Annotated in this window: 26 protein-coding genes; 16 read left to right on the top strand and 10 right to left on the bottom strand. The window is 40.1% G+C overall.

Translation table 11 applies throughout. The features are described from left to right. Positions 1-24: 24 nt before the first annotated feature. The 4 genes from CSV70_RS11385 (at position 25) to CSV70_RS11370 (ending at position 6,610) form a co-directional block, all read left to right on the top strand. A complete protein-coding gene (locus tag CSV70_RS11385) occupies positions 25-1,536 on the top strand; it encodes a Na+/H+ antiporter NhaC family protein (RefSeq protein WP_099627663.1) in 1,512 nt (503 codons plus the stop codon). A 132-nt stretch (positions 1,537-1,668) separates the two neighbouring features. Next, positions 1,669-2,463, top strand: a complete 795-nt coding sequence (locus CSV70_RS11380) for a VLRF1 family aeRF1-type release factor (RefSeq protein ID WP_099629042.1) — start codon at positions 1,669-1,671, stop codon at positions 2,461-2,463. A gap of 280 nt (positions 2,464-2,743) precedes the next feature. Further along, positions 2,744-5,107, top strand: a complete 2,364-nt coding sequence (locus tag CSV70_RS11375; RefSeq protein WP_085131720.1) for a penicillin acylase family protein — start codon at positions 2,744-2,746, stop codon at positions 5,105-5,107. Between the two features lie 201 nt (positions 5,108-5,308). After that, complete coding sequence (locus CSV70_RS11370; RefSeq protein WP_099629041.1) at positions 5,309-6,610, top strand: purine/pyrimidine permease; 1,302 nt, start codon at positions 5,309-5,311, stop codon at positions 6,608-6,610. A gap of 35 nt (positions 6,611-6,645) precedes the next feature. On the opposite strand, the gene CSV70_RS16520 is transcribed toward CSV70_RS11370, so the two are convergent. Then, a complete protein-coding gene (locus CSV70_RS16520; RefSeq protein ID WP_157111230.1) occupies positions 6,646-6,819 on the bottom strand; it encodes a hypothetical protein in 174 nt (57 codons plus the stop codon). Positions 6,820-6,965: 146 nt separating this feature from the next. On the opposite strand from CSV70_RS16520, the gene CSV70_RS11365 reads away from it, so the two are divergent. Continuing rightward, entirely contained in the window at positions 6,966-7,520 is a 555-nt protein-coding gene (locus CSV70_RS11365; protein ID WP_085131718.1) for a DJ-1/PfpI family protein, read from the top strand. Positions 7,521-7,599: 79 nt separating this feature from the next. Here the strand turns inward: CSV70_RS11365 and CSV70_RS11360 are convergent, their stop codons facing one another. Continuing rightward, entirely contained in the window at positions 7,600-8,223 is a 624-nt protein-coding gene (locus CSV70_RS11360; protein WP_158232420.1) for a Yip1 family protein, read from the bottom strand. A gap of 143 nt (positions 8,224-8,366) precedes the next feature. On the opposite strand from CSV70_RS11360, the gene namA reads away from it, so the two are divergent. From namA to CSV70_RS11340, 4 genes are all read left to right on the top strand, one after another. Further along, on the top strand, positions 8,367-9,386 hold the full coding sequence (namA, locus tag CSV70_RS11355; protein WP_099629040.1) for an NADPH dehydrogenase NamA: 1,020 nt from the start codon (positions 8,367-8,369) through the stop codon (positions 9,384-9,386). Between the two features lie 110 nt (positions 9,387-9,496). Further along, complete coding sequence (locus CSV70_RS11350) at positions 9,497-9,865, top strand: carboxymuconolactone decarboxylase family protein (protein ID WP_085131715.1); 369 nt, start codon at positions 9,497-9,499, stop codon at positions 9,863-9,865. A gap of 243 nt (positions 9,866-10,108) precedes the next feature. After that, positions 10,109-10,840 (top strand): YqcI/YcgG family protein, encoded by a 732-nt coding sequence (locus CSV70_RS11345; protein ID WP_099629039.1) that lies wholly within the window; start codon positions 10,109-10,111, stop codon positions 10,838-10,840. A gap of 111 nt (positions 10,841-10,951) precedes the next feature. Further along, positions 10,952-11,293, top strand: coding sequence for a CHY zinc finger protein (locus tag CSV70_RS11340; RefSeq protein WP_099629038.1), 342 nt, complete (start codon positions 10,952-10,954; stop codon positions 11,291-11,293). Positions 11,294-11,454: 161 nt separating this feature from the next. Here the strand turns inward: CSV70_RS11340 and CSV70_RS11335 are convergent, their stop codons facing one another. Continuing rightward, on the bottom strand, positions 11,455-11,862 hold the full coding sequence (locus CSV70_RS11335; RefSeq protein WP_099627655.1) for a YugN family protein: 408 nt from the start codon (positions 11,860-11,862) through the stop codon (positions 11,455-11,457). A 161-nt stretch (positions 11,863-12,023) separates the two neighbouring features. Here CSV70_RS11335 and CSV70_RS11330 point away from each other — a divergent pair, with 161 nt between their 5' ends. Together CSV70_RS11330 and CSV70_RS11325 are read left to right on the top strand one after the other, a co-directional pair. Next, on the top strand, positions 12,024-13,004 hold the full coding sequence (locus tag CSV70_RS11330; RefSeq protein ID WP_099627654.1) for a YsnF/AvaK domain-containing protein: 981 nt from the start codon (positions 12,024-12,026) through the stop codon (positions 13,002-13,004). A gap of 79 nt (positions 13,005-13,083) precedes the next feature. Beyond that, entirely contained in the window at positions 13,084-13,311 is a 228-nt protein-coding gene (locus CSV70_RS11325) for a hypothetical protein (RefSeq protein ID WP_085131710.1), read from the top strand. Between the two features lie 40 nt (positions 13,312-13,351). On the opposite strand, the gene CSV70_RS11320 is transcribed toward CSV70_RS11325, so the two are convergent. The 3 genes from CSV70_RS11320 to glnA all read right to left on the bottom strand — a co-directional run bounded on the left by CSV70_RS11320 (position 13,352) and on the right by glnA (position 16,927). Beyond that, on the bottom strand, positions 13,352-13,837 hold the full coding sequence (locus CSV70_RS11320; RefSeq protein ID WP_099627653.1) for a TspO/MBR family protein: 486 nt from the start codon (positions 13,835-13,837) through the stop codon (positions 13,352-13,354). A 51-nt stretch (positions 13,838-13,888) separates the two neighbouring features. Continuing rightward, positions 13,889-15,466: an amidohydrolase gene (locus tag CSV70_RS11315; protein ID WP_099629037.1), complete on the bottom strand. Its 1,578-nt coding sequence runs from the start codon at positions 15,464-15,466 to the stop codon at positions 13,889-13,891. A 126-nt stretch (positions 15,467-15,592) separates the two neighbouring features. After that, positions 15,593-16,927, bottom strand: coding sequence for a type I glutamate--ammonia ligase (gene glnA, locus CSV70_RS11310; protein WP_085131707.1), 1,335 nt, complete (start codon positions 16,925-16,927; stop codon positions 15,593-15,595). Between the two features lie 383 nt (positions 16,928-17,310). On the opposite strand from glnA, the gene CSV70_RS11305 reads away from it, so the two are divergent. Then, positions 17,311-17,640 (top strand): YunC family protein, encoded by a 330-nt coding sequence (locus CSV70_RS11305; RefSeq protein ID WP_099629056.1) that lies wholly within the window; start codon positions 17,311-17,313, stop codon positions 17,638-17,640. 112 nt (positions 17,641-17,752) lie between these two features. On the opposite strand, the gene CSV70_RS11300 is transcribed toward CSV70_RS11305, so the two are convergent. The 3 genes from CSV70_RS11300 to CSV70_RS11290 all read right to left on the bottom strand — a co-directional run bounded on the left by CSV70_RS11300 (position 17,753) and on the right by CSV70_RS11290 (position 18,576). Then, positions 17,753-17,989 (bottom strand): hypothetical protein, encoded by a 237-nt coding sequence (locus tag CSV70_RS11300; RefSeq protein WP_085131705.1) that lies wholly within the window; start codon positions 17,987-17,989, stop codon positions 17,753-17,755. A gap of 29 nt (positions 17,990-18,018) precedes the next feature. Next, positions 18,019-18,207, bottom strand: a complete 189-nt coding sequence (locus CSV70_RS11295; RefSeq protein ID WP_099629036.1) for a hypothetical protein — start codon at positions 18,205-18,207, stop codon at positions 18,019-18,021. Positions 18,208-18,360: 153 nt separating this feature from the next. Further along, a complete protein-coding gene (locus CSV70_RS11290) occupies positions 18,361-18,576 on the bottom strand; it encodes a hypothetical protein (RefSeq protein ID WP_085131703.1) in 216 nt (71 codons plus the stop codon). Between the two features lie 273 nt (positions 18,577-18,849). Between CSV70_RS11290 and CSV70_RS11285 the strand changes: the two genes are divergently transcribed. Together CSV70_RS11285 and CSV70_RS11280 are read left to right on the top strand one after the other, a co-directional pair. After that, a complete protein-coding gene (locus tag CSV70_RS11285) occupies positions 18,850-22,698 on the top strand; it encodes a DEAD/DEAH box helicase (protein WP_099629035.1) in 3,849 nt (1,282 codons plus the stop codon). Between the two features lie 4 nt (positions 22,699-22,702). Then, a complete protein-coding gene (locus CSV70_RS11280) occupies positions 22,703-23,440 on the top strand; it encodes a hypothetical protein (RefSeq protein ID WP_099629034.1) in 738 nt (245 codons plus the stop codon). A gap of 34 nt (positions 23,441-23,474) precedes the next feature. On the opposite strand, the gene CSV70_RS16610 is transcribed toward CSV70_RS11280, so the two are convergent. Continuing rightward, a complete protein-coding gene (locus CSV70_RS16610; RefSeq protein ID WP_198166082.1) occupies positions 23,475-23,633 on the bottom strand; it encodes a YfhD family protein in 159 nt (52 codons plus the stop codon). A 233-nt stretch (positions 23,634-23,866) separates the two neighbouring features. On the opposite strand from CSV70_RS16610, the gene CSV70_RS11275 reads away from it, so the two are divergent. Both CSV70_RS11275 and CSV70_RS11270 read left to right on the top strand, forming a co-directional pair. Then, positions 23,867-24,151, top strand: coding sequence for a con-10 family general stress protein (locus tag CSV70_RS11275; RefSeq protein WP_099629033.1), 285 nt, complete (start codon positions 23,867-23,869; stop codon positions 24,149-24,151). A 176-nt stretch (positions 24,152-24,327) separates the two neighbouring features. After that, a complete protein-coding gene (locus CSV70_RS11270; protein WP_099629055.1) occupies positions 24,328-25,674 on the top strand; it encodes a sodium-dependent transporter in 1,347 nt (448 codons plus the stop codon). Positions 25,675-25,875: the final 201 nt, after the last annotated feature.

The raw sequence follows: 25,875 nt of genomic DNA, 5'->3' as shown, positions 1-25,875 counted from the left end.
ACATAATTTAAGGAGAAAATATTTATGGACCATATGGGAATACTTTCGCTTATACCACCGATCGTCGCGGTTGTCTTAGCGATCATCTCGAAGAATGTCATCATTGCTTTATTCTCAGGTGTCTTTATTGGTGTGCTTCTCCTCGTTGGCGGTAATCCGCTAACCGCTACTACTTCTACGATAGGAGATTATATATTTCCTCAATTAACTGACGGTTATAATGCAGCTGTATTAGTTCTTCTATTTTTTATTGGAGGATTTGTGGCGCTAATGGAAAAATCCGGTGGCGGTGCAGCACTTGCCACATCTTCAGCAAAGTTTTTTACTACTCGGGCTAGAGCGCAACTGGGCGCATGGTTCGGTGGGATTATTATCTTCTTTTCAGACTTGGGAACACCTTTGATTGTGGGGCCGGTTTTTGAAAAGATTTTTGATAAAGCCAAGATTTCACGTGAAAAACTTGCGTGGATTATTGATTCTACTTCTTCACCGGTAGCAGTTTTAATTCCGTTTATTGGGTGGGGCGTTTATATTATGGGATTAATTCGTGCGGAATTCGACAAGCTTAATATTACTGATTCTGAATTCAGTACACTTGTTGCAGTGATCCCATTTCAATTCTATGCCATATTAGCTGTTCTTTTAGTCCCGGTGATAGCCTTAACGAAACTCGATTTTGGACCGATGGCGAAAGCAGAGCAGCGCGTACGTGAAACAGGTCAGTTATATTGGGCTGAATCAAAGCCTTTGCGTAAACCGGAAGTTACCAATGAATATACGACTGGGAGCCGCGCAATCTTAGTGTGGCTACCACTACTAGTTCTATTTATTACTTTATTCGGTTTGCTTGTTTCTTACGGATTTCCGTTCGAACCGGTACCAGGTGGAGATTTCCGTGTGTCACTTAGTACGGCCTATTTATTTGCCGCCATCACAATTGTATTGCTGATGCTGATTTTTAAAGTCAAAAAGTTTGGCGAAACTGTTGATATTTATACAACGGGCATGCAAAAAATGGTCTATGTCGCGACAACGCTTGTGCTAGCATGGGCACTTGGCCAAGTCATTGGTGAAATGGGTACGGCAAATTATATCGTAGAAATGATGAAAGGAAATATTCCAGCCTTTATCATACCTGCAATATTATTTGTTGTAGGTGCCATCATGGCAATTGCATCTGGTACTTCATGGGGTACATTTGCCATCATGCTTCCGATTGCTATTCCAATGGCAGTTGCATTAGATGCACATCTGCTCGTTTGTATTGGAGCAGTGTTATCAGGAGGGATTTTTGGAGATCACTGTTCTCCGATTTCCGACACAACCATCTTATCCTCAACCGGTGCTGGCGCAGACCACATCGATCACGTTAAAACACAATTCCCTTATGCTTTATTGAATGCTGTTGCTGCATTCATTGGATTTGTAGTAGCAGGGATAACAGGTAGTGTATATACAATTTTCTTATCGGTTGCGATTATTATTGTTGTAGCATGGATATTATCCAGGAGACAGGAAAAAAGTTTAACTAGTTAAATAGTAAAGGCAGTGTATTACTCGTGTGAGGATGCACTGCTTTTCTACTTGAAAAAATTCACAGCTCTAATTACCTTGTAATATTCATTTCAGCGGGCATACTACAGTTGAGGGAATAAGGAGGATGATTGGATGAGTATTAGCGAAGAATTGAAAAAGTTGAAAGCATTTCACTGTGATGATCGATGTGTGCTATCAGTATACTTAAACACGAATCCTGCAGATCCTGAACAACAACAAGCTGCATGGAGAATTCATTTGAAATCTGGTTTGAAAAGGCTTGATGAATATCTTGTCGCATCCGGAGATGAAAAAGAATTGACTGCATTTCGTTCATTGAAAGACCGTGTGATGAAGGAAATTGAAGATAAGCAAAATGATTTGGCGAAAGGTGCTATCATTTTTGCAGCAGCAGATCCTGAAATTTGGTCTGTTCATTATGTTCAAGTGGCAGTCAAGACGAGTTTCCATTGGGAAAACCAAGCGATGACGAATGAATTGGGGTATATGTTACAAGCATATCCAGAAGCGGGAATTATACTCCCGAGTTACAGTAATGTCCGGATTTTGGATACAGCAATGGGGAGAGTCCATGACGAAACAGTGTATGAATTTGATTCGGGTCTCGATGTCTGGAAAGAACAAAAAGACATCAAGTCTTCCATACAGCGGGGAGTAGGAGGACATACAGACGGATTTGATCAGCGATTGAAAGAAAATCTGGATCGTTTTTATAAAGACATGGGCTCTGTTGTCGGTAATATGAAAAAGAAGCGTGGATGGAAAGAAGTGCATGTGGCGGGGGAAGCGGAATTGGCCAAAAGCTTCGCGTCCATCTTACGCGAAAAGCCCGAGAGCTGTATTCATAAAAACTTTGGAAAATCGAACAATAATCACGTCATCCAAAAGATTTTCGAATCCCGTTAAGTAGACTGAAAAAAGGATGTCCCAGAAGTCAATGACTTTTAGGGGCATTCTTTTTTGTGGTTTTAAAATTTTAGGCATAATAGAAGCTGTTAGTGAGAAGGAGGGGAAAGTTCCAGTTTAGGTCCGCATTTTCGGGGGAGTACGTCTATGTAGTTCAAAATGTAACCCCAATATCTTTCCAATTTATCAATATCATTTTATATCCTTACATTACAGAATAATAACTAAAGTAATTTTAGAATATTAATAGTATACTAAGTTCTAAAGAGGGGGGAATAATATGGGGAGAGGTAGAAAAATTACGCTGTGGGCGCTTAGTATACTATCTATTATAGCTGTGCTTGTCGCTATATTTGCAAACGCTTACATCCTGAAGTCGAAACCGCTTGAAGCAGGAGAGCACCAAGTCTCATTCATTGAGCAAGAAGTAGTCATTACACGGGATCAAAATGGAGTCCCACATATCAACGCTGCTTCGGATGAAGATCTGTACCGAGCGCAAGGTTATGTGCAAGCGCAAGACCGTTTATTCCAAATGGACTTAGCACGCAGACAGGCGAGTGGTCGTCTGGCAGAAGTCATCGGGGATAAGGCTGTCGATACGGATAAGTTATTTCGTACGTTTAGTTTGCGAAATGCTGCGGAAGCTTCATATGAAGGATATGGAGAACATGCAAAAGCGGTGCTTGGCTGGTATGCAGAAGGGGTCAACGCATTCATTGAGGAAGCTACATCTGAAAAGAAACTGTCCTATGAATTTGCACTTCTTGGATATGAGCCTGAAGAGTGGACACCGGTCGATTCATTAACGATAGGGAAGTATATGGCGTATGACTTAGGTGGAAGATGGCAACCGCAAGCATTCCGCCACTGGGCGATTAATGCATTTCCAAAAGAGAAAGTGAAGGATTTATTCCTGACGTATCCCGAAAATGCAGAATCTATCATGACAGCTAATAAAGAACATAACGTAGAGGTGGCGGGACGTTTTCTACCGGAACTTTCACCACCTGAATTCAATGGTAGTAACAACTGGGTAGTATCAGGAGAAAAGACGGCTTCCGGTAAACCATTACTAGCTGATGATCCGCATTTAGGACTCAGTACACCGTCAATTTGGTATCAGATGCATTTACAATCTCCAGAGCAGAATGTTGAAGGAGTAATCTTTGCGGGCATACCAGGAATCATTTTAGGAAATAATGAAGATATTGCCTGGGGTGTGACGAACGTTGGACCAGATGTGCAAGATCTTTATATTGAAGTTCCGCATCCAAGTGAAAAAGCCCAATTCCTTTATGATGGCAAGTGGGAACAGGCAGAAGTGCGAAATGAGACAATTAAAGTAAAAGGGGCCGAAGATGTTCCATATGAAGTAATTGTCACAAAACACGGTCCGATTATTTCAGATGTGATGTATAAAAAAGAAAATCCCGATGCATTATTCTCTATGCAGTGGACGGCACTCGAACCCACACTTGAACTCGAAGCGATTATGGAGATGAATAAATCATCAGATTGGGAAAGCTTCGAGAAGGCATTAGAGAAGTTTCACGCCCCGGCACAGAATTTCGTCTTTGCTTCGACGGACGGCACAATCGCGTATAAAGCGAATGGTCGCATTCCCATTCGTAAACAAGGTGACGCACAATTGGCAGTGCCAGGAGATTCTTCCGACTACGGTTGGGAAGGCTATATTCCATATGATGAGCTACCACGTGTCGTGAATCCTAAAGAAGGTTTTATCGCAACAGCTAATAATGAAGTAGTGGATGAAAAGTATCCATATCACATCACGAAGTTCTGGGCGCAACCATACCGCTTCGAACGGATTGCGGAAGTGTTGCGGGAAGGAGATAATTTCACGGTGGATGACATGATGAAACTGCAAATGGATCAAAAAAACCTCTACGCAGCTGAATTCCTTGATTCCATGATTAAATCAGTAGAGAACAAAGACCAATCCGGTGACTTTAAAGAAGTATTGAATACGTTGAAGCAATGGGATCAAGTCGATTCAAAAGATAGCAGTGCTCCACTAGTTTTTCATAAGTGGATGAAACAACTGCAAATTGATATGTTCCGCGATGAAATGCCGGCAGATGTCTATGAACTAATGCCAGGCAAAAACCAAATTACAGACGAACTTCTACGTAAAGGCTATAGCGGAGAAGAAAGTGTCTGGTTAGATGAGAAACAAGGCATCGATCAATGGGTGTATGATTCATTCAGTAATGCAATGAAAAAAATCGCCAATGACTATGGGGACAAACAACAAAAATGGTCATGGGGCGACTATCATCAACTGACATTCCCTCACCCACTTGCAAGCGCATCCCCCCTATTCGCAAAACTATTAAATCCTGAAAAACAACCGATTGGCGGATCCAATATCACAGTACAAGCCGCTGCCTTCAAAGACGACGGCTCCGTCAACCACGGTGCATCATGGCGTTTCGTTGCCGACCTAGATGATTTGTCCAAAACCTATCATGTCGTCGGACCTGGTCAAAGCGGACATCTGAAATCCAAATGGTTCCACGATCAAGCAGAAGACTGGGCAAAAGGCCGATACCACGAAACACTCATGACACAAGAAATCCCTGACGGCCGTGTACTTACGTTGCAACCGTCCGGTAAATAACGGAAAGTGGATTATTAGCTAATTATGTAGTGTAAGGCTGAAGACAAACTCCTGAATTAGGGGGTGTCTTTAGTCTTTTTTTTCATTTTAATTTTGCATCAAAACTAAAATGGAAGAAGCGACAATATATGATAAAAAAATTACTCACATGGTATACTATATGAATTCTAATTCGCACGGCACTATTGGAGGAATCGTCTAATGAAACATCTAGCAGGCGGCATACAATGGACCGTCTTTCTCATCGCATCATCTATTGCAGCCCCCATAGCCATCGCGCACGCCTTCGGTATGGACCCAGTAGCGACATCGCTATTTATGCAAAGAACCATATTCGTCCTTGGCGTTGCCAGTCTGATCCAGGCATTCTTTGGACATAAAATGCCAATCAACGAAGGGCCCGCAGGCTTATGGTGGGGAATTTATGTGGTCTATGCTGGAATGGTTGGCGTTTTTTATACAACGTCAACAGACGCCTTGCAAGCATTGCAAAGTGGGATGTTGTACAGTGGTGTCCTATTCATTATTCTCGCAGCCACGGGAATCATCACAAAAATGAAAGTGCTCTTCACGCCAGCGATCACGTTCACTTATTTAATGTTGCTGATCCTACAATTAAGCGGAACCTTCATGAAAGGAATGATGGGAGTAGAAGAAGTAGGAGACCATCTTGATCCAGTCATTTTCCTTGGAAGTGTCATGGTTTTATTCATCACGTTTATTGCGATGGCTAATAAACGCCCGTTCATATCTAAATATGCGATATTGATCTCCATTACACTTGGCTGGGGGATTTTCTTAATGTTAGGAAAAACACCAACCATCGCAAACGTGTCCGAACAGATAATCCAACTACCGAAAATGTTTGTCTATGGAAAACCTGTGTGGGATAGTGGTGTTCTCGTTACAGCGATCTTCATCACATTATTGTTAGTAGCGAATATGCTCGCGTCTATCCGTGTCATGGAACATTTATTGAAGGAGTCTTTCCAAATCAAAGCGCCAGATCGATTACGCCAAGGAGCCTTTGCTTCAGGATTCATCCATCTGATCGCAGGGGCTTTTTCTGCCATTGGATCCGTACCGATTTCAGGATCTGCCGGGTTTGTCGGCACGACACGTATGGCGTCTATAAAACCATTTATTATTGGGAGTACACTATTAGTATTCATTACACTGTTTCCAAGTATCATGGCAATATTTGCAGCTTTACCAGCGTCCGTTGCATACGCTGTAACTTTCGCCATCTTTACGAAAATGGTATCAATGGCATTCAATGAACTCGATGCTGATCCGGAAAAAGAACGCGCGCGACAAGCCGTAGCATTTGGTTTAATGGTAGGTGTAGGTACTATGTTCGTACCAGCAGAAAGTCTTTCTCAACTCCCTGCCGTTGTAGCTTCAACATTATCTAACGGATTAATTACAGGAACGATCCTCGCAATCATTATTGAGCAATATATGATACGCAGAAGACAAAGGAATATGTCTAGTAAGATGTAAAAAAGCCCACAAAATTACACTGGGCTTTTTACGAATTATTTTCTTTTATCCTCCGTTGTGCGATAGACTTCTTTCAACGCATCCCGATACTCTTTACCGCTTGCATTTTCTCGAGCGCGTGAAGCTTCTTCGGCAGTTGCCTCAAACTCCATTCCCATTTCCTCATTGATCGTCCCTTTATGAAACAAATGACGTATATCTTTATCCATAGAAATCCCTCCTCGTCATAATATGGTTTAATTCGAGATAACCATACATAAAGAAGGGAATTTCATGGAAAGAAAGAGGGTTCATTATCAAATTGTCGAATGAAGTAAAGGAGTAAGACAATTCAGAGTAGGGAGTGGATTTGTATATGAGTAAAAAAGTATTGATTCTCGGCGGCGATGCCGTAGAAGCATTGGAAATTTTCTATCCGTACTACCGTTGTTTGGAAGAAGGATTCGACACAACTATTGCTTCGCCATCAGTAAAGAAATTATATACTGTTACCCATGATTTCATCGATGGAATGGAAACGTATGTTGAAAAGCCAGCGTATGGTTTGGATTCACATATTGCCTTCAAAGATGTCAATCCCGCAGACTATGATGCCCTCATTATTCCAGGTGGACGTGCACCGGAATATATCCGGCTAGACGAATCATTACCAGCCATTGTCCGCCATTTCTTTGAAGAGAATAAACCTGTGGCGGTAGTTTGCCATGCTGCACAGGTGTTATCTGTCATTCCGGATCTAATGAAAGGCAGAGAGTATACAGCATATATCGCATGTAAGCCGGATGTTACAGCAACTGGTGCCACATATATCGAAAAAGATCTTCATACAGAAGGAAATCTAGTATCAGGACATGCTTGGCCAGATCTTCCAGGCTTAATGAAAGAATTTATGAAAATGGTCAATAAATAAAACGCAAAGCTCATTAGGCTTTGCGTCAGACTGAAGACGTTTCCAGAAGTGGAATCGCCTTCAGTTTTTTATTTTGAATTTAGGAAGCAAGTAGAACAAATACTAAAAAGATGATAAAAGGAATCATTAATACTAAAAATAAACCGGTAACAATCATAATCGTACCAAATCCGCGCCATGAAGAAAAGTGATGGACAACCCCAATACCTTTAGATAAAATCACAGTACCGAAAATGCCTAACGCTAGTGTGAGTAAGTTGGTAAACAATAATACAATAGATAATGTTCCAAATACATCGTGATCTACACTATTCATCGTATCCACAAATAAGTTCTTACCGAAGATAATAACAAGTAGCAAATTAATCGGCATCATCCAAATCATCGGAATGGAAGCGATCGGCGACATTTGCACCATGTCTTTGAAATTCCCTTTACCTCCAAGCCATTTCCCTACCCAAGTGTATAGAGCAGAACTGATAAACACGCTGATAATAGTTCCGATGAACGACGACACGATACTAAGCATGATAATTAAAGGTAATGAAAGGTCAGGTAAGATATCCGTCTCAGCAAAGGATGTCATACCGACGCTGACTGAAACAAGGAACAAGATGAAAAAACTATAACTCCATGTTTTGTATTCGAGAACATAACGAATGGTTTGCTTAGGTTGTGTCCATATTGAAACGAGTGGGTTCAAAAGAAAACCTCCTTTATTTATAGTCTACTATACGTTCAAGAGCTACCATATGTTTCATAAAGTTGGTTTGAAATCCTTGGACATTAAAAATCAGTATAAATTTGCTATACTTTCCCTAGCAACTATTAGAGGAGGAATTATTCATGGCAAAATTATTTAGTCCTTATACTATACGCGGCGTCGAGTTCAAAAATCGTATCGCCATGGCACCGATGTGTATGTATTCTTCACATAATCAGAATGGAAATGTAGAAGATTGGCATAAAATTCACTATGCAACACGTGCGGTAGGACAAGTTGGCCTGATCATCGTTGAAGCAACAGCCGTTCAGCCACGAGGAAGAATCTCAAGTGAGGATTTAGGGATATGGTCAGATGAGCATATCGAAGGTCTAACTGAAATCGTTCGTTTGATGAAACAGCATGGTGCCCGTACTGGTATCCAATTAGCGCATGCAGGAAGAAAAGCAACAGTGGACGGAACCATTCATGCTCCAAGCCCCATTGCATTTAATGAAGAGTATAAAACACCAGCAGAAATGACTATTGCTGACATTGAAGAAACAATCGAAGCATTCAAACAAGGGGCAATCCGTTCCAAACAAGCTGGTTTTGACGTGATTGAAATCCATGGTGCACATGGTTATTTACTCAATGAGTTCTTGACTCCACTATGTAATCACCGTGAGGATGAATATGGAGGATCAGCAGAAAATCGTTATCGTATACTAGGGCAAGTAATTGATGAAATCCGTTCTGTTTGGGAAGGTCCATTATTTGTCAGAATCTCAGCAGAAGATTATCAAGAGGGCGGCATGGATCCTTCACAATATGCAGAAATGGCCGGGTGGATGAAAGAACAGGGCGTCGATCTGGTCGATGTGAGTTCTGGTGGTGTAGTCCCAGCTACTATCCATCCATTTCCAGGCTATCAAGTACCGTTTGCAGACGTCATTCGTCAGCAAGCAAATATTGCAACGGGTGCGGTAGGATTGATTACGTCAGCCCTACAAGCGGAAGAAATTCTCCAGAACAATCGTGCGGACATTGTTTTGCTTGCCCGTGAATTATTGCGTGATCCTTATTGGGCATATACAGCAGCAAAAGAACTGAATGTAGAAATCGAAGCACCCGTTCAATATAAACGTGGGTGGACATATTAATCCATTCGTCCTGTAATTCATGTTTTATCATCAAAAAATAATCATTTTCGCTATCGCTGAATAGCAAACAAAGAATCGGACATACTGTTGCTATGACGGGAGGCGATTTTATGGAAGACTATACATTTACGGATGCAGTGCTGCAAGATTACAAAACTGGTATGGGCGCAATGAGTGAACAATTGCCTAAGTTAATGAAATCATTCCACAAATTCACAGAGGTCAGTTTTGAAGAAGGAGAAATTAGCCAGAAATATAAGCAACTTATTGCACTTGCAGTAAGTGTCTATGCACATAGTGAGTATTGCATTATTTACCATACAAAAGCTTCTATGGATGCAGGTTCAACAGTTTCAGAAGTATTGGAAGCTGTAGGTGTCGCTGCAGCGCTTGGCGGAGGTAGTGCCTTAAGTCAGGCAGTTACATTGGTTATGCAGACGATAGATGAAATACAGGAAAATCCAAAACCTCTACAATGAAAAAACACCTTGTCGAATGAAATCGATAAGGTGTTTTTTAGGTGGAATGTAGATACCTATTCAACTGTATTGAATCAAATAGTACGGAAATGAAAGTGAATTTACTACTCATAATGCCTTATTGTCTTCTATATACTATATAGGTTCCTACTGACGAAACCTATATTCGAAATACATATGTGTTAAATTGTAAACAACAGGGTAAAGGATATACAACATAGTAAGTTAGAGGGGGATGAAACGTTGATTCAAACGTCAAACGCTTTATTAACAAAGGAAGACTTTGCAGAACGTAATGATTTACCAGAATGGTTACTTAGAGAATATCAGACCTTTCATACTATCGTGACCGATAAAACATTTCCATGCTATTTTGGAATGGCTGGCGAAAATAAGGGTGAACTACGATACGCCTATGTGTCTCAAGATGACTGGTCGAACTTGGCACAGGCATTGGAAGCCTTTTTGACACTATTCGAAAATCCAAAGCATAAGCGCCATGGTCTGTTTGTATTTGTTGAACCCTTTGAAAAAGAGGGAACAATAGAAGAGTATCGACAGCAGTTTTGGGATATTTTGCAGTATTTACATACAGAAGATAAAGAACAATGGCCTGCTGAAGCACCACGGGATCCCGATCATTATCTGTGGGATTTCCATTTCCAAGGTGAACCGATTTTTGCTTTCGGGAATGCACCGGCCTATAAGCAACGGAAGACACGAGATCTAGGAAACGCAATGGTCATCGGGTTTCAGCCACGCAAGATTTTCAAAGGCCTAACAGGTACAGAAAAAGGTGGAATTAACTCGCGAGAGAAAGTTCGTGAACGTGTAGAGTTATGGGATGACCTACCAAAGCATCCGGACATTAGCCACTATGGAGACCCAACACATAACGAATGGAAACAGTTTTTTATCGGCGATGACAGCGTGCCACTTACAGGAAAGTGTCCATTTACTCATAAGGATATGTAGACATAAGACGTCTCAGTAGTCGTAAACTTACGGTTGTTGAGATGTCTTTTTATCATGCATACTAGATATTCGTTCGGAAAGAGCTCTTACTACTATACGAGGAGTGGTTAAATGAAAAAACACCATCATGAAGTTCGGGGGTTGTTAGTAGATGATGAAACGCGCTGCATTCATTACACAGCAGAAACAGACCGAATTGCCATCAAGTTCTATTGTTGCGATACCTATTTCCCATGTCACGTATGCCATGAAGAAACAGGTTGCGATCATCACGCAGTTTGGCCGGCTAGTCAATTTGACAAGAAAGCAATACTTTGTGGTACGTGCGGTCATGAACTAACGATTAACGAATACTTTCATAGCTCCTATCAATGTCCTTCTTGTAAGAAGAACTTCAATCCAGGTTGTGGCCAGCATAAGGAATTGTACTTTGAAAATGAAGCAAGTAGCTGAATAGTTTTAGCGACGACCAACAGGGAACGCTAAATTAAACAAGTAAAGTGAAGGGTTTGCATGAAAATAGCGTCTATAAGTACAGAAGAATTACTGTTATTTGCCGAAGTGGCGGATGAGAAAAGGATCTTCAGCCAAAGCCGGCGAGAAGATCCTCTTTTTCATTCCAAATACTGTAGTATTTCTTCAATTGCTAGTTCACCGGCAATTTCCCAACGACTCTTATCACGGATTTCTGCATCGCGATCTAATGGTTCCTGGAATTGATTGAGTGAACCACTTATTAAAGAACTTGAGTCAGGATCTAGCCCCGTATTGACCACATGTTTGATCACGTATGGCTTTTTGAATTTAATGGATGTGTTGAAATCATCAAGTTCGCCGTCATGGACTACAAAGGGTACACGTAAGTAAATGGTTTCTCCAGCTTCCCTATGAAGGATGGAATCGAAACTACCTTTATGATAATCCCAGCCACCACCAAAATGATACCCGTGCTGATCCACTTTATCCCGTAAAGTCCCAAAACAAGCTAATTTGCCTTCAATTGGCGTATCTAATTCCAGCATGACATCACTCCTTTTTATCAGCATTCCTTACTAGCAAAAATTTATACATCCCATAAATAATTTAATGAAAAGGTTTCTATTTTAAAAAACTGGGGTAAATGTATCAACACGACGATATAAGAGTTCTAAATAATTTACTACAACACTAGGAGGAGATTTATATGGGTAAGAATAGATATATTGGAATGTACTTTAATGAAACAGAATTGGTGAACCGTCTAGATGAGCTAAAAAAAGAAGGATGGCCTGAAGACGATATTTATGTAGTTGTAAAAAATGAAGATCAACTAACTATGCTTAGAAGTCGTACAGATGCAGAAATTAAATCAGCAGACGATTCATGGTGGGATCGCTTTATGGGCTTTGTATCCGGAGAAGACCATGTACGTCGTATGGTAGATAGCCTGGAGTTTGGAACAGAAGACACAGTAAAATACTATGAGCAAATCGAACAGGGTGGAATGTTGCTATATGTTGATTCCGGTGAAGCAAATCGCCATTATATGAACAACACCGAGTTCTATGGTAGAGATGGAAAAAGTACAGACGTGAATCTTGGAGCAAACGGTTTGAGTGTAACAGACCAAGAATTGAATGGCGGAGATCCGGCATTCAGATTGAATCAAACGCTTCCTGATCAAACACTCAACCATCACAATCGAGACATAGATTCTGGACTTCATACAAGCGAACATGCTTTCTCTGGTACAGATACAGATGAAGAACGTTTACGCTTACACGAAGAACGTCTTCAAGTGGATAAGCATGAAACACAGCGTGGAGAAATCCGTGTTGAAAAAGAAGTAGTGGAAGAACCTAGATCAGTAGATGTCAGCGTTTCACACGATGAAGTGACGATCGAACGTAGACCTGTTGTAGATGGGGGAGCTGGTCTTGAAGGACGCTACGGCAATGAAGCTGCAGCATTCAGGGAAGATGACGAGACAATTCGTATTCCGATTACTGAAGAACAAGTGGAAGTAACAAAGAAACCAGTTGTAACGGAAGAAATCATACTCAAAAAACGTGAGGTTGTAGAGAATGAAACAATTCACGAAACAGTGAAGCGTGAAGAAGTACACTTTGAAAAAGAAGGGGACGTAGAAGTTAAGGGTGATCAGTTGGATAAAGACCGTTTCTAAAAAGATATATAGCAAACATCTTGTCATTCCCTTTCTGTGTACTGTAGGATAGATGTAACAGCCAGAAAGGGGAGATGACATGTTTAAGCATCCAGGTATTGCCGCCGTGCTAAGTTTTTTCTGGACTGGCGTCGGTCAAATATATAATGGACAAATCCTTAAAGGGGTTTTACTTATTATCTTGCAAGGAATCAACGGTCTACTCATGTTTGTAGGTATCGGATTGATTACCTATCCCATTGTATGGATTTGGGGAATGTATGATGCCTATAAGACTGCAAAGCGTATGAATTATAATCAACAATGAAAAATGTCCCAGCCGGAAGTGGCAGGGACATTTTTCTGTTTCACTTATTTAATTTCCACGTAGAATAATTCAATACTAGTGCGAACATGACCCATCCGATATACGGGACCATTAATGCGCCTGCGGTACGATCAGTTTTATTGAATTCATAAGCTGTCATAGCAATTGTCCCTAACATAATCGTCATCTCGATCAGTGCAGTACCTCGTAAATTCCACTTGAAGAATAGGAAGGACCAAAGAAAATTAAGACCTAATTGAATATCATACAAAGGAGGAGCAGCTTTTGTGCCCTGCTTCATTTCTACGCGGTAATTCGCTACACCCATCATCGTGTATAAAGTCGTCCAAGCAATCGGGAATACAGCGCTTGGAGGAGAAAATGAAGGTTTCTCCAATTTAGCATACTGTTCTTGTGTATTGCGGTTGGCAAGATATCCGATAATCGATCCACCGACGACGGGAATCAAAACGTTACGCGTTAGCTTCTTCCAATCCAGTTCACTTTGTACTTTTAGCAATTCCAAAGAAAAACCTCCTTTTTAGAAAGTTTTCCCCTTTCGCTACTTACTAAACAGTTATCGTGTATTCGATGTATACATAACTTCACCAGCGACTATAGTCTTCTCTACTTGTACTTCAGCTATTCGATCCACTTCTACGGTGAAGAGATCTTCTTTTAAGACAGTGAAGTCTGCGTCAAATCCAACGGAAATCTTTCCACGTGAATTAGCTTTACCTATAGTAGCCGCTGCACCCGAAGTAAATAATTGTACTGCCTCATAGCGATTAAGTTTTTCATCTGGCAAATACCCTTCATGCTGTTCAAAACTCAATCTTCTTGTGATCGCAGCGTGTATTCCTAACAAAGGATTTGGGTCTTCAATAGGAGCATCTGATCCCCCGCCACAAATAAAACCTTTAGTTAGAAGTTTCTTCCATGCATACGCCCAGTCAAGCCGATCTTCACCAAGTCGGTCTCTAACCCAAGGGAAATCAGAAGGAACGAAAGCAGGCTGTATATCTATAACAATGGGAAGCCTTTGCATCCGCTCCACTAAATCATCACGTAATAAAATGACATGTATAAACCGATCTTTCTTGCCAACTGGAGCAGGATACTTTTCTATGACATCTAGTGCTCTTTCAACTGCTAAATCGCCAATCACATGTATGGCGACAGCTTCCCCATAGTATCTTGCCATTTTGACATGGTTCTCGAGCTCTTCATCAGTCAATACAGCTGTTCCTACATTATCGGGTTCATCGGAGTAAGGCTCACTTAAGAGCGCGGTACTGCCACCTAAAGCGCCATCAATAAAGAACTTCATTTCGCCAGGTTCTACCCACGGTTCATTATAGAAGGCATTGTTTTCCATCAAATCAGGAAATACGCTAAAATGACGCAGTAAGTGAGCACGGAATTTACGCTTACCACCGAGAACGTGATTGAAAGCTTTCAACGGCGTCTGATAGTGTCCGTAGTAACCTAAGTCATCGGTCACAACGCCAGTCAAACCAACAGATAGTAAATGATCAACAGAAGTTTCCAATGCTTTCGTTACATAGGCCACTGTTGGATTCGGTAAAAGTTGAAGTACTCGCTGCATAGCGCCTTCTTTCAATAATCCCGTTGGCTCTCCAGTATGATCACGCTCAATGACACCATCATCGGGATCAGGTGTATCTTTTGTGATACCTGCGAGTTCCAGCGCCTTTGAATTGACGATAGCGGCATGCCAACAAGTACGTTTTAATAGCATAGGTGAATCCGTCACAGCATCCAATTCATAGCGTGTGAAGATTTTCTTGTCAGGAAAATTATTCTCATCCCAACCTTCTCCAATAAACCACTCATCCTTTGGCAAATCTTTATACGCATTCAGGAGTAACTCCATCATGTCTTTTGAGGAAGTGGTGTTTGATAAATCAAGGCGTAATAACTTTTCACCTTGGCCAATTATGTGCATATGGTTATCGATAAACCCCGGGTATACAAAAGCACCCTGCAAGTCAATTTGTTCATCGGCCCAATCTTTTAATTCGTTATATGACCCAGTCGCTACTATTTTGCCATCCTTTGTCAGTAAAGCGTCTAGTGTATGTCCTTCATGTTGCATTGTATAAAAGAGTGCATTAAACCAAATCGTGATCATAATAAAACCTCCTAATCTTCCTATAGTAAATCGAGTAAGATCATTCGACATAATTTTCTCTATCAAAAAAACGGCTGTATTTACAGCCGTTTACTTTATTGTACATCCTACTATTGTAAAGTCACATTAATACATCTTCATATATCGTTCAAGCTCCCATGGATGTACTGTAATTCGGTAGCTTTCCCATTCTTGCTGTTTTGCTTCATTAAAGTTTGCATAAATATGTGAACCAAGTGCGTCTTGTATAATCAAGTCTTCAGATAAGGCGATGAGCGCATGGTCAAGATCTGTTGGTAATAACCCAATGTTATTTTCCGCAAGCTCATCTGCCTTCATTTCATAAATATTACGATTAACAGGGGCTGGCGGATTCAACTTGCGCTTAATACCATCAAGACCTGCTTTTAATATAACGGCCATTGCCAAATAGGGATTAGCAGAGGAATCGACAGAGCGCACTTCAACACGTGTACTCAATCCACGTGATGCGGGTATGCGGATCAATGGACTACGATTCTGTGAGGACCAAGCGACGTAGCAAGGCGCTTCATAGCCGGGTACCAAACGTTTATAAGAATTGACAGTAGGGTTCGTGATGGCAGTGAAACCACGAACATGGTCCAACACTCCTGCCATGAAATGATAAGCAGTCTCACTTAATTGACGTTCGCCATTTTCATCAAAAAAGACATTCTCACCATCTTTAAATAGAGAAACATTGCAGTGCATGCCCGAACCGCTCACACCGTATAATGGCTTAGGCATAAATGTGGCATGTAAACCGTGTTTACGCGCTATCGTTTTAACGACTAGTTTAAAGGTTTGAATATGATCGCAAGCTGTTAATACATCGGCATATTTAAAGTCGATTTCATGTTGTCCTGGCGCTGCTTCATGATGGGAAGCTTCCACTTCAAATCCTAATTCTTCAAGTTCCAAGACAATATCCCGACGACAATTTTCACCTAGGTCGATGGGTGCCAAATCAAAATAATCACCATGGTCATTCAATTCCATTGTCGGTTGTTTATTTGCATCTAGTTTAAAAAGAAAGAATTCCGGTTCAGGTCCTAAGTTGAAATCAGTGAATCCAAGCTCTTTCATTTCTTTAATGAGCCGTTTTAGATTTCCACGGGGATCTCCAGAAAAAGGTTCACCATTCGCCAAATAGACATCGCAGATTAAGCGCGCTACTTTTCCTGTACCTGATGGCCATGGAAATACCATCCATGTATCTAAGTCAGGTACTAAAAACATATCTGATTCTTCAATCCTTACAAAACCTTCGATAGAAGATCCGTCAAACATCATTTTATTGTCTAGCGCCTTTTCGAGCTGGCTGATCGGAATCTCTACATTCTTAATTACGCCAAAAATATCCGTAAACTGAAGACGAATGAAATTGACATGGTTTTCTTCAACGAATTGATAAATATCTTCTCTTGTTACGGTTTCCATCAGACCACACTCCTTATGATTGTTTGGTACGAATCTACTTCGCAACATTTTTCTATAATAAAGGTCAGGAGAATAGATTACAAGAATTTTTTGTTACTTTTTAAAAGAAAGTCATGACTTAAGTTGCTTATTTCTTTTAAAAAAGAAAAACACACTATATAAAAAGTTATAAAATCTATCTATTTTACTAATAAAAAATCAGTTAATAAAAACTAGTAATTATAAATAGGGAATTGGAACAGTCATAATTAGGTTATCTATAACGATTATTTAGTATGCAAAAGACTGCTTAGATGGCGGGGAATATTTTGTATATTTGATGCAGTATGTCGTGCAGAGTGTGAGATGTTTTAAGATTTCGCACGTTTTGAATGATCTATCATATGCTGATAAAGAAAGGGGTGGGTGTCTTGATTGAACACCAAAGCATATCTATAGATGGGCAGTCATTTCAAGCGGTCACGGTAAAATTGCCGAAAACAACGTTACTTACAGTTTCGAATGACAAAGGATATATTATGTGTGGTGCACTTGATGTAGGACTATTAAATAGTGTGCTAGCGGATCGCAAAATTGTTGCGGGTCGTGCTGTTGGCGTAAAAACGATTGAGCAATTGCTCGCAGCCCCGCTGGAATCCGTCACGCTTGAGGCTGAACAATATGGGATTTCAGCAGGTATGATTGGATCAGAAGCACTTTTGAAAATGGTATGAAAATTATTTTGAAGTAAAGAAAGAATCACTTCATCAAGGGTTTCTTATGAAATCAAAAGACCACAGCTCGCTCTTCATTCAAGAGTAGGCTGTGGTCTTTAATGCAATATAATTATTTTCCATCGAATTTCTCTTCGCTGGATGAACGATTTTTTGTCTCACGATGATTTCTTTCTTCTTCCTCTTCCATCCGAACATCTTCTAATGGTATGGCATCTACGGTCTGCATATCTTCATGCATATCATAAATACTTTCTTTATCGGTTTTTAAATTTTCAGGGTTATCCATATAACCGCCCTCTGCCTTGTCACGATCTTTTTCTGTAAATACTTTTTTCTCTTCACTCATACAGATCTGCTCCCTTGCAATTGAATGATTTAATCTGAAAAATTACCTAATAAACCTTTAGTTGGTTCAGATTTCTTCGCGTTGCCTTTACGATCTCCGCGCATAGGTGTGTCATTGAACTCGTCGAATTGCCGAGACAATTTGTCCCGCGCATCTTTGTTACGCATTAAATAGGCTGCACCTAAACCAATAGCTGTCAAAGCCATTCTTTTCTTCATATAGTGCTCCTCCTCGTTAGTGTTTCTTATATGTTGTCTTCCCAGTTTTCATTCATACTAAACAACTCAATTGGTTAAGAGATGTAACAAAAAACAGCCAGCGATTGAAAATATCCAATCACTGACTGTTCTTCTCAAACTATGCGGAAAATTTTATGTTGCGATTACTCCATACTGACGACATTGTACCCTCGTCGTATGCTTCTTGCATGTTACACTGCTTAACTTCTTTGAAGCAGGTATTTCACGTGCACTTACACAAAAAACTTCTTTCGCCTTACTTGGTAAACCTGTCCTTCTGTCGGAATCTAAAAAGCTGATTCCCAAACCGAGTGTACCACTTGCCAGTGAAGAAAAATTTTCCGCCAAGGCTGTGCATCTCCTCCAGATCTAGCAGCTTACTTCTCTGACTAGCTCCTTTGGTTTGCCTTGTAGTAATAGTATACCCATGTAAAACATTCCTAAACATCTTTTTTAAAAATATTTTAAAAAGTTTTCTAAGATTTTTCTTACTCGCGGTATATGCACTTATGATCTATAATAGAGGACTGAGGTGAGAGCTTTGAACAAGGGAATAACAGGGAGAAGCATGATGAATGATCTTGCTGACGTACAACCCTCTAGTGAAAAGAATGTACTAATATGAGTGTGTTACACAATATAGAAAAGATACTTTGTAGTCTAGACATAACAAAAAATGCACGAAAAGGTTTGGAACAATGGTTTATAAGTGAAGAGGCTTTCGTTTCTTCGGAGTCTGTTTTTGATATACATATTGAAAAGAAACCAGAGAACCGCATGGGGAACCAATCCTATGCGCTGTTTTTTGATCCCCACACAAATAAAAGGTTTGCCAAAGAAGTTCAGCAACGTGTGGCAGTTATGGAATGCGTATTGAAACCGGATGGTCTGCTAGCAACGGGCTTTCATGTTAGAAGCGCAAGAGAGCCTGTTCAAACAAATCGGAGGCTACATACAGCCATAAAGTTTAAGTTACACCGTGCAGGAGTAGCGCTACCCATCGAATTCTATACGCAGTTACGCCAATTGCCTATTGCAGAAGAGCGTTCAGAATATGTGAAAAAACGAATTGAAAGTTGGGAAGGCTATCTACAAATTGCAGAGAAAAATGCAGATGTAGCAGATATCTCCTGTACGTTTAGCCAAGCTAGTTTTACTAGTGATTTTACAAAAGTACGTCTTCAATGTAACGATTTGCAAATGAAAAACTGGAAACAACTCCGCGGATTTAGTGTGAAAATGAATGAACTTTCTACTGAGATCGGTCAAGTCATCGATGCTCAGAAAGGACAAAAGATACTCGTCGTGGAACTAAATCAAAGATTTCAAAAGAAAGCAAGATCCGAACAATGGTTGCCAACACATAATAAAAGTATGGTGCTGACGAACTTTGCTGAATTAAGTCAGATTCGTCGTTTACGTAAAGGGTTCAAAGACTTACAAGATGGTCTCGCTGCAAACGCGAATTTGGAAAAGATATTATTTGAAGAACGACCTGTTGTGCAAATTACGAATAAACAGCCGCAACTGGAGTTCCATAATAATTTGAATGAATTCCAGCGAGAAGCAGTATCGGGTGCGATGAAAGCGCATGACTTGTTTGTAGTCCAAGGCCCGCCAGGTACTGGGAAAACAACCGTAATTTCTGAGATTTGCTATCAGAACGTCAAAGCCGGCTTGCGGACACTTGTTGCATCTCAATCAAATCTAGCAGTGGATAACGCACTTGGTCGGTTACTAACAGATCCAGCAACGCGTATTTTACGCTATGGAAGATCAGAAAGTATCGAAGAAGAAGGCAAGCGTTTCATGGAAGAAAATGTGGCATTGCATTGGAGAAATGAAACACTAGAAACCGTACAAGCGACACGTGCAGTATATCGAACGAAAGATACCGAATTGCAAAAACATGCGGATCAATTATCTGAGGAAATCCGAAAGAACACGGAAATGAAAATTACATTAACTGAGCAATTACAATCACAAAAAATTGTACAAGAAGAGTTAAAAAAACTAAAATCTGAATACTTTTCACGAAAATCCCTGCTTGATCAGTCTGTACGCCGGCTGTCTCAAAAGCAACAGGGATTGGAGCAAACTGAAATAGCCCTTGCACAACGTATAAAAGAAATTATTGAGTTACGCAAACAACTAAATTCGGAGCCGAATAAAGAAGAATTGACAGCTCGAGTTGAGGAGTTGTTAAAAGAGCAACGCCTATTAAAAGAGACACAAATATATCTCAACTGGTTGGCAGAGTTGCAGAGCAATACCGAAACACAACAAATGATCATAGAAGAACACAAAACGCTTCCCGACAGTGAACAAAAACTACAAGCAACACATCGTGATGTAATGTCTCAGACGAAAATGAAAGATATTCAAATGACGCTTACTGCACGCCAGATAGAATTACCTATTCATATTACGTTGAGGAATAATGACTTACAGCGAATCATCAAGTCGATTGAAAGTGGAGAGTATTCCTATGAATTTCAAGAATGGAAAGAGCTTCACGAACGCTTCCAGACAGCTATTAAAAAAACACAGACCCTTTTACAGGCGCATCGTTACCCGGTAGAAACTATTATGAAGCGTTCAACTGATAATTTTACAACCATTCAGGAAATGCATGAAATGATTGATCGTTTGGGGAAGTTTTTAATTCATCCTGCAACAAAAAAGATGCTCGAAAACAAAGAAATTTCATCTGGTAAAACGGAAGTTCTACAAAAGATTGCACAAGGTATGTCTTTATTTTATGGTAAAGAAGAGGTTGTTCGAGCAAAAGGAATTGAACTACAGCAACAGAAAGTTCACTCTGTTAAGGAAGTATTTGCAGAAGTGAAACATGAAATTCTAAGATTCCTACAGCAGGAACTTCAAGAAATACAAAACCACATACAACGAATAGAAAAGCAGAAGCAACAACTGCAATCTAGGCAAAACGAATTAGAGAAGCAGATTGAAGAATGGCTACAAACCAACGAGCTACCTGAAAAACAATGGGAGAAAAATCTGCTTACACAGGAAATTGATCAGCTAGAAACTAAGTTAAATGAGTGTCGACAACAAATAAAAAACGTAACGCAATTATCAGCGTCTATGACTACTTCAGAACTAAAGTGTTCTCAAGAAAAACAACTGCTTGAACAAGAAAAAGTAGAAGTATTAGCAGTAGAGCAAAAAACTCTGCAATTACAAGAAGAACAAAATCAACGACAGCAGGAAATAGAAGAGCTTACAGTTCAATTGAAGCCTGATATAAAAGAGCAATTAGAGAAAATTGAAATAGCGCTTGGTCAAGCCGAGACACAACAAGCAGAAGTAATAAAGGAACAGCAACAACTTCCCGTTCTACAAGAACTGCAATCACAGTGGGAAGAATTACTGCGTGGTGCCAACGAATATGACCTTGATGAAATCCGAAAGCTTTATATCGATCATGCGAATGTAATTGGCACGACTTGTGTGGCATCAGCTTCCAAAAAGTTCATGGATGAATACCCTGTCTTCGATGTAGTCATTATCGATGAAGTATCAAAAGCCACACCACCAGAACTCTTATTGCCCATGTTGAAAGGTAAAAAAGTTATTCTAGTGGGTGACCATCATCAGTTACCGCCACTAGTAGGACAAGAAACGATGGACGAACTGGTAGATCAGCAAAAAGATCCTGAAGTGCAACGGGAAATGAAGAAAATGCTGAATGAATCATTATTTGAACGATTATTCCGTACATTGCCTAAGCAAAACAAAACGATGCTCAGTATCCAGTACCGTATGCATGAAAAAATCATGGAAACCATTGCCCCATTTTATAAAGATGGGGACTATCAATTACAATGCGGGCTTCCTAATTCAGACGAATTGCGTGATCATCTGCTCGAAAGCAGTAAAATCACTAGAAAAGACCATTTGCTATGGCTAGATATGCCCAATACGCCTTCATTTTTTGAAGAACAAGTCAAGGGTGGGACGAGTCGTTTCAATGAAGCAGAACTAACCGTCATTCAAGACACTTTACTCGATATTGAACAAGCGACAGAAAAAGCTAAAAAAGATGGTCTAATGAAGCCAGAGGAAAAGAAAAGCGTTGGCGTCATCAGCTTTTACGGCGAACAAGTAAAGCGAATTGACCGACTGATTCAGCAGGAAATCCGACCCAAACAATTGCATTGTCGAACTGGTTCCGTAGATAAGTTCCAAGGCATGGAAATGGATATTATTATTCTGAGTTTCGTTAGAAATCATGGTGAGAAAAATGGTGACATTGGATTCGCTAAAGACTATCGGCGTTTGAATGTAGCGTTATCGCGTGCTAGGGAACTACTTATTATCGTTGGAAGTTCCGAGATGTTCACCGTCAAGACAAAGAATGCTTCTACGAGAGATATGTATAAACAATTGCGGGAAGTCGTGGAACATCAAGGTGGATTGCGCAAAATAGATCAGATGCAAGGAGGTTGAGTAGATGGATTCGCTTCGAAAAAAGTTACAACAAGAACTGCTACGACAGCCAGATATCCAAATACAACAATCAGACAGCTGGGGGTTGCCGGTTGTGCTCATTACTATACCCTACACAACGATTAAGCGCACGACGATGGACATATTAATGAAAATGATTTTACTTACAGTTCAAAAATTAGATGTAACTGAATCAAAAAAAATTGCAGATTTTCTCGCTGTGGAACCACTGTTTATCGAGAATTTGTTTAATAAGATGGAATCTGCACAAATGATCGAGTTACGTAAAGATCGTTTTCAGTTGACGAGTGTTGGAGTAAGCCAATTACAATCGGGTATTTACGAACATCCACCTGAAAAAGCAGAAAAAACGTTTTATTATAGTCCGTGCCACGATTCAATTTTATGTGAACAACCTGAAAAAGTGTTCACAGCAAAAGTTAAAGAGTTTAGATTAGCTAAGAAATTCACAAGAAGTCCGCAACGACTAGATGATGAACAATTGCGTGCAACACTGATTGCTACAGGAGCAGAAGCCGCAGAAGGCCCACTACAGAAGATTGTGGATAAAATAGAAATTCCCCAATCACTTGCTAACCAATTTATTCCCTGTGTGGAGTTTTCTCTATACAATCGCACGGAGAACAGCTATTTCACTAGAGTATGGAATACATTAACAGAAGAATGGGATGAGCGTCTGGAGAAACTCATAGATGAACAAGCTCCTCTTCGAAAAAAATAAATAAAGACCAGGAAATTTTTCCTGGTCTTTTTGCTTATGACTTACGTTTTTTTTGTGCGGAAGCTTTACGTAATTCAGCGAATTCTTTCGAGATTTCTTCATTCATGTCGCGTGCGGCAATCGTTTGGTTCTTTGGAGTTTGTGGTAACGAACCAGCCGAATTACTCCCTTTTTTATGTTCATCTCTTCCCATTTGTTATTCTCCCTTCTGTAAGTACCTTCATAAGTAAGTTGGTTCAAAAACGAGAAGTTATACATGAATATGTAGACAGCTTTTAGCAATACGTATAGATGTGTACTGAATTCCATTCTGTAAGCCTTTCTATCGAAAAAAGGCTATTTACGTAGTCTTGTGTTTAGCTCGTAGTGAATTGGGAATATATTCATTAAGCATTGTAAATTGAATAATAGGGAGGAAGAATATATATGGCTAATCAACATCATACTGATCAAGAGAAGAAAATGACTTTGAAAGAAGCGGGACGTAAAGGCGGTCAAGCAACATCTAAAAAGCGCGACAAAGAGTTCTATGAACAGATTGGTCGTAAAGGCGGGGAAGCCACAGCTCAAAAGCATAGTAGTGAATTTTATAGAGAAATTGGTCGTAAAGGTGGAAAAGCTACTGCTGAGAAGCACGATAAACAATTTTATGAGAACATTGGACGTAAGGGAGGAGAAGCTAGAGCGCAACAGAATAAGAGTGTGAACTAAATGGCTAACGGGAATATATTCTTTAAGAAGAAAAGATGTAACCGAATGGAGTATTTCGATTCAGGTACATCTTTTTTGTTGTGCATAACTATAAACAATACAAATCTGCTATTGTTTCTAATGGTGTAGTACAGTATAACTATAATTAGCAGAAGTAAAGGGAAATGGGTGAAGAAATGGAACAACGTAAAGAACAATGGTCTTCGAAGCTTGGATTTATCATGTCCTCGGCAGGTGCAGCAATCGGCCTTGGAGCAATCTGGAAGTTCCCGTATGTTACAGGAATGAGTGGCGGTGGCGCATTTTTCCTATTATTTGTCGTCTTTACAATTTTGATTGGGTTACCCATGCTGGTTTCCGAATTCATTATTGGACGTGGTTCAGGTAGAGAAGCAATCAGTGCTTACAAGAAGTTGGCGCCAGCTAGTGCATGGCCATGGATTGGTAAGCTTGGTGTAGCAGGGTGTTTCCTTTTACTATCCTTCTATAGTGTAGTGGGTGGTTGGGTATTCGTGTATAGCGGATTATCTATAGGTGGCAAGATCATTAGTGAAGGTGCTTCCTATTCGGAACAATTTGGTTCGATTGTCGGTTCGCCAGTAACAACATTAATCGGTCTGTTCCTATTTACCATCATTAACATATTAGTCGTATCTTCCGGTGTGCAAAACGGTATTGAAAAAGCGAATAAATATATGATGCCTTTATTATTTGTGTTTTTTATTATTTTAGTTATTCGTTCATTGACGTTGCCTGGTGCAATGGAAGGTGTATCATTCTTCCTGAAGCCTGATTTCTCTAGTATTACAAGAGAATCAGTATTATATGCACTTGGACAGTCTTTCTTTTCATTAGCCGTCGGATTTTCATGTATGGTAACGTATAGTTCATATCTGAAAAAAGACGTTAGTTTGACTTCATCTGCAAGTTCCGTAGTAGGGATGAATTTATTTGTATCGTTACTAGCAGGTTTAGCTATTTTTCCAGCAGTATTCGCGTTCGGGCAAGAACCGGCAGCGGGACCGGAATTACTCTTCATGGTGTTGCCAGCAGTCTTTTCGCAACTTCCGCTAGGGCAAGTATTCTTAGCGTTATTCTTAATTTTGTTCTTGTTTGCGACATTGACATCTTCGTTTAGTTTGTACGAAATTATTGTGGCAGCGATGACAGCGAGTGGCAAGCGTACACGTAAGTCTGTGACTTGGTTAATTGGTGCGGTTGTATTCATAGCTGCAATTCCTTCTGCTTTGTCTTCTAGTACGTTGTCAGGGTTGCTACTATTCGATAAGAGTGTTTTTGATGCGACAGATTACTTGGTCAGTAATATTTTGCTGCCAGCTGGAAGTTTGCTGATTGCATTATTTATTGTTCATAAGATGGATCAAGTGTTAGTGCGTGATGAATTTACACAGTATAATACGAAATCTACAGGTTTTTATCCACTCTGGCACTTTTTAATGAAGTGGGTAGTCCCATTGACTATTATTGTAGTGTTCTTAAATACGCTTGGGATTGTGAAGTAAAGTCGTTGTGCAAAGGGGAGTGGCATCGTTGACCTGTATCCCCTCTGCAACGGAAATTCCAAATCACTCTGTACTTATTCATTTGAATATACTAATCAGGCTCCCTAATATAGGAGTCTTTTTTCTATGTAAGAATAAGAGTTACTATTGGATTTATTTGACTTAAATCTATTTGAATTGTATAATACCTATTAAACATGT

Origin of the sequence: Sporosarcina sp. P25 (genome assembly GCF_002743235.1) — a bacterium.
GTDB lineage: Bacteria > Bacillota > Bacilli > Bacillales_A > Planococcaceae > Sporosarcina > Sporosarcina ureae_B.
Note: the sequence above shows the minus strand (reverse complement) of the source record. Positions and strands in the feature narration are given on the sequence as shown.

What these genes read in the sequence shown, in the direction of transcription:
- CSV70_RS11350 (WP_085131715.1), top strand. Translation starts at nt 9,497, where the DNA reads ATGGAAGACTATACATTTACGGATGCAGTGCTGCAAGATTACAAAACT.
- CSV70_RS11315 (WP_099629037.1), bottom strand. Translation starts at nt 15,466, where the DNA reads ATGATCACGATTTGGTTTAATGCACTCTTTTATACAATGCAACATGAA.
- glnA (WP_085131707.1), bottom strand. Translation starts at nt 16,927, where the DNA reads ATGGAAACCGTAACAAGAGAAGATATTTATCAATTCGTTGAAGAAAAC.
- CSV70_RS11325 (WP_085131710.1), top strand. Translation starts at nt 13,084, where the DNA reads ATGTTTAAGCATCCAGGTATTGCCGCCGTGCTAAGTTTTTTCTGGACT.
- CSV70_RS16610 (WP_198166082.1), bottom strand. Translation starts at nt 23,633, where the DNA reads ATGGGAAGAGATGAACATAAAAAAGGGAGTAATTCGGCTGGTTCGTTA.
- CSV70_RS11280 (WP_099629034.1), top strand. Translation starts at nt 22,703, where the DNA reads ATGGATTCGCTTCGAAAAAAGTTACAACAAGAACTGCTACGACAGCCA.
- CSV70_RS11305 (WP_099629056.1), top strand. Translation starts at nt 17,311, where the DNA reads ATGCTGATAAAGAAAGGGGTGGGTGTCTTGATTGAACACCAAAGCATA.
- CSV70_RS11365 (WP_085131718.1), top strand. Translation starts at nt 6,966, where the DNA reads ATGAGTAAAAAAGTATTGATTCTCGGCGGCGATGCCGTAGAAGCATTG.
- CSV70_RS11300 (WP_085131705.1), bottom strand. Translation starts at nt 17,989, where the DNA reads ATGAGTGAAGAGAAAAAAGTATTTACAGAAAAAGATCGTGACAAGGCA.
- CSV70_RS11295 (WP_099629036.1), bottom strand. Translation starts at nt 18,207, where the DNA reads ATGAAGAAAAGAATGGCTTTGACAGCTATTGGTTTAGGTGCAGCCTAT.
- CSV70_RS11270 (WP_099629055.1), top strand. Translation starts at nt 24,328, where the DNA reads ATGGAACAACGTAAAGAACAATGGTCTTCGAAGCTTGGATTTATCATG.
- CSV70_RS11340 (WP_099629038.1), top strand. Translation starts at nt 10,952, where the DNA reads ATGAAAAAACACCATCATGAAGTTCGGGGGTTGTTAGTAGATGATGAA.
- CSV70_RS11275 (WP_099629033.1), top strand. Translation starts at nt 23,867, where the DNA reads ATGGCTAATCAACATCATACTGATCAAGAGAAGAAAATGACTTTGAAA.
- CSV70_RS11380 (WP_099629042.1), top strand. Translation starts at nt 1,669, where the DNA reads ATGAGTATTAGCGAAGAATTGAAAAAGTTGAAAGCATTTCACTGTGAT.
- CSV70_RS11330 (WP_099627654.1), top strand. Translation starts at nt 12,024, where the DNA reads ATGGGTAAGAATAGATATATTGGAATGTACTTTAATGAAACAGAATTG.
- CSV70_RS11375 (WP_085131720.1), top strand. Translation starts at nt 2,744, where the DNA reads ATGGGGAGAGGTAGAAAAATTACGCTGTGGGCGCTTAGTATACTATCT.
- CSV70_RS11285 (WP_099629035.1), top strand. Translation starts at nt 18,850, where the DNA reads ATGAGTGTGTTACACAATATAGAAAAGATACTTTGTAGTCTAGACATA.
- CSV70_RS11335 (WP_099627655.1), bottom strand. Translation starts at nt 11,862, where the DNA reads ATGCTGGAATTAGATACGCCAATTGAAGGCAAATTAGCTTGTTTTGGG.
- CSV70_RS16520 (WP_157111230.1), bottom strand. Translation starts at nt 6,819, where the DNA reads ATGGATAAAGATATACGTCATTTGTTTCATAAAGGGACGATCAATGAG.
- namA (WP_099629040.1), top strand. Translation starts at nt 8,367, where the DNA reads ATGGCAAAATTATTTAGTCCTTATACTATACGCGGCGTCGAGTTCAAA.
- CSV70_RS11370 (WP_099629041.1), top strand. Translation starts at nt 5,309, where the DNA reads ATGAAACATCTAGCAGGCGGCATACAATGGACCGTCTTTCTCATCGCA.
- CSV70_RS11385 (WP_099627663.1), top strand. Translation starts at nt 25, where the DNA reads ATGGACCATATGGGAATACTTTCGCTTATACCACCGATCGTCGCGGTT.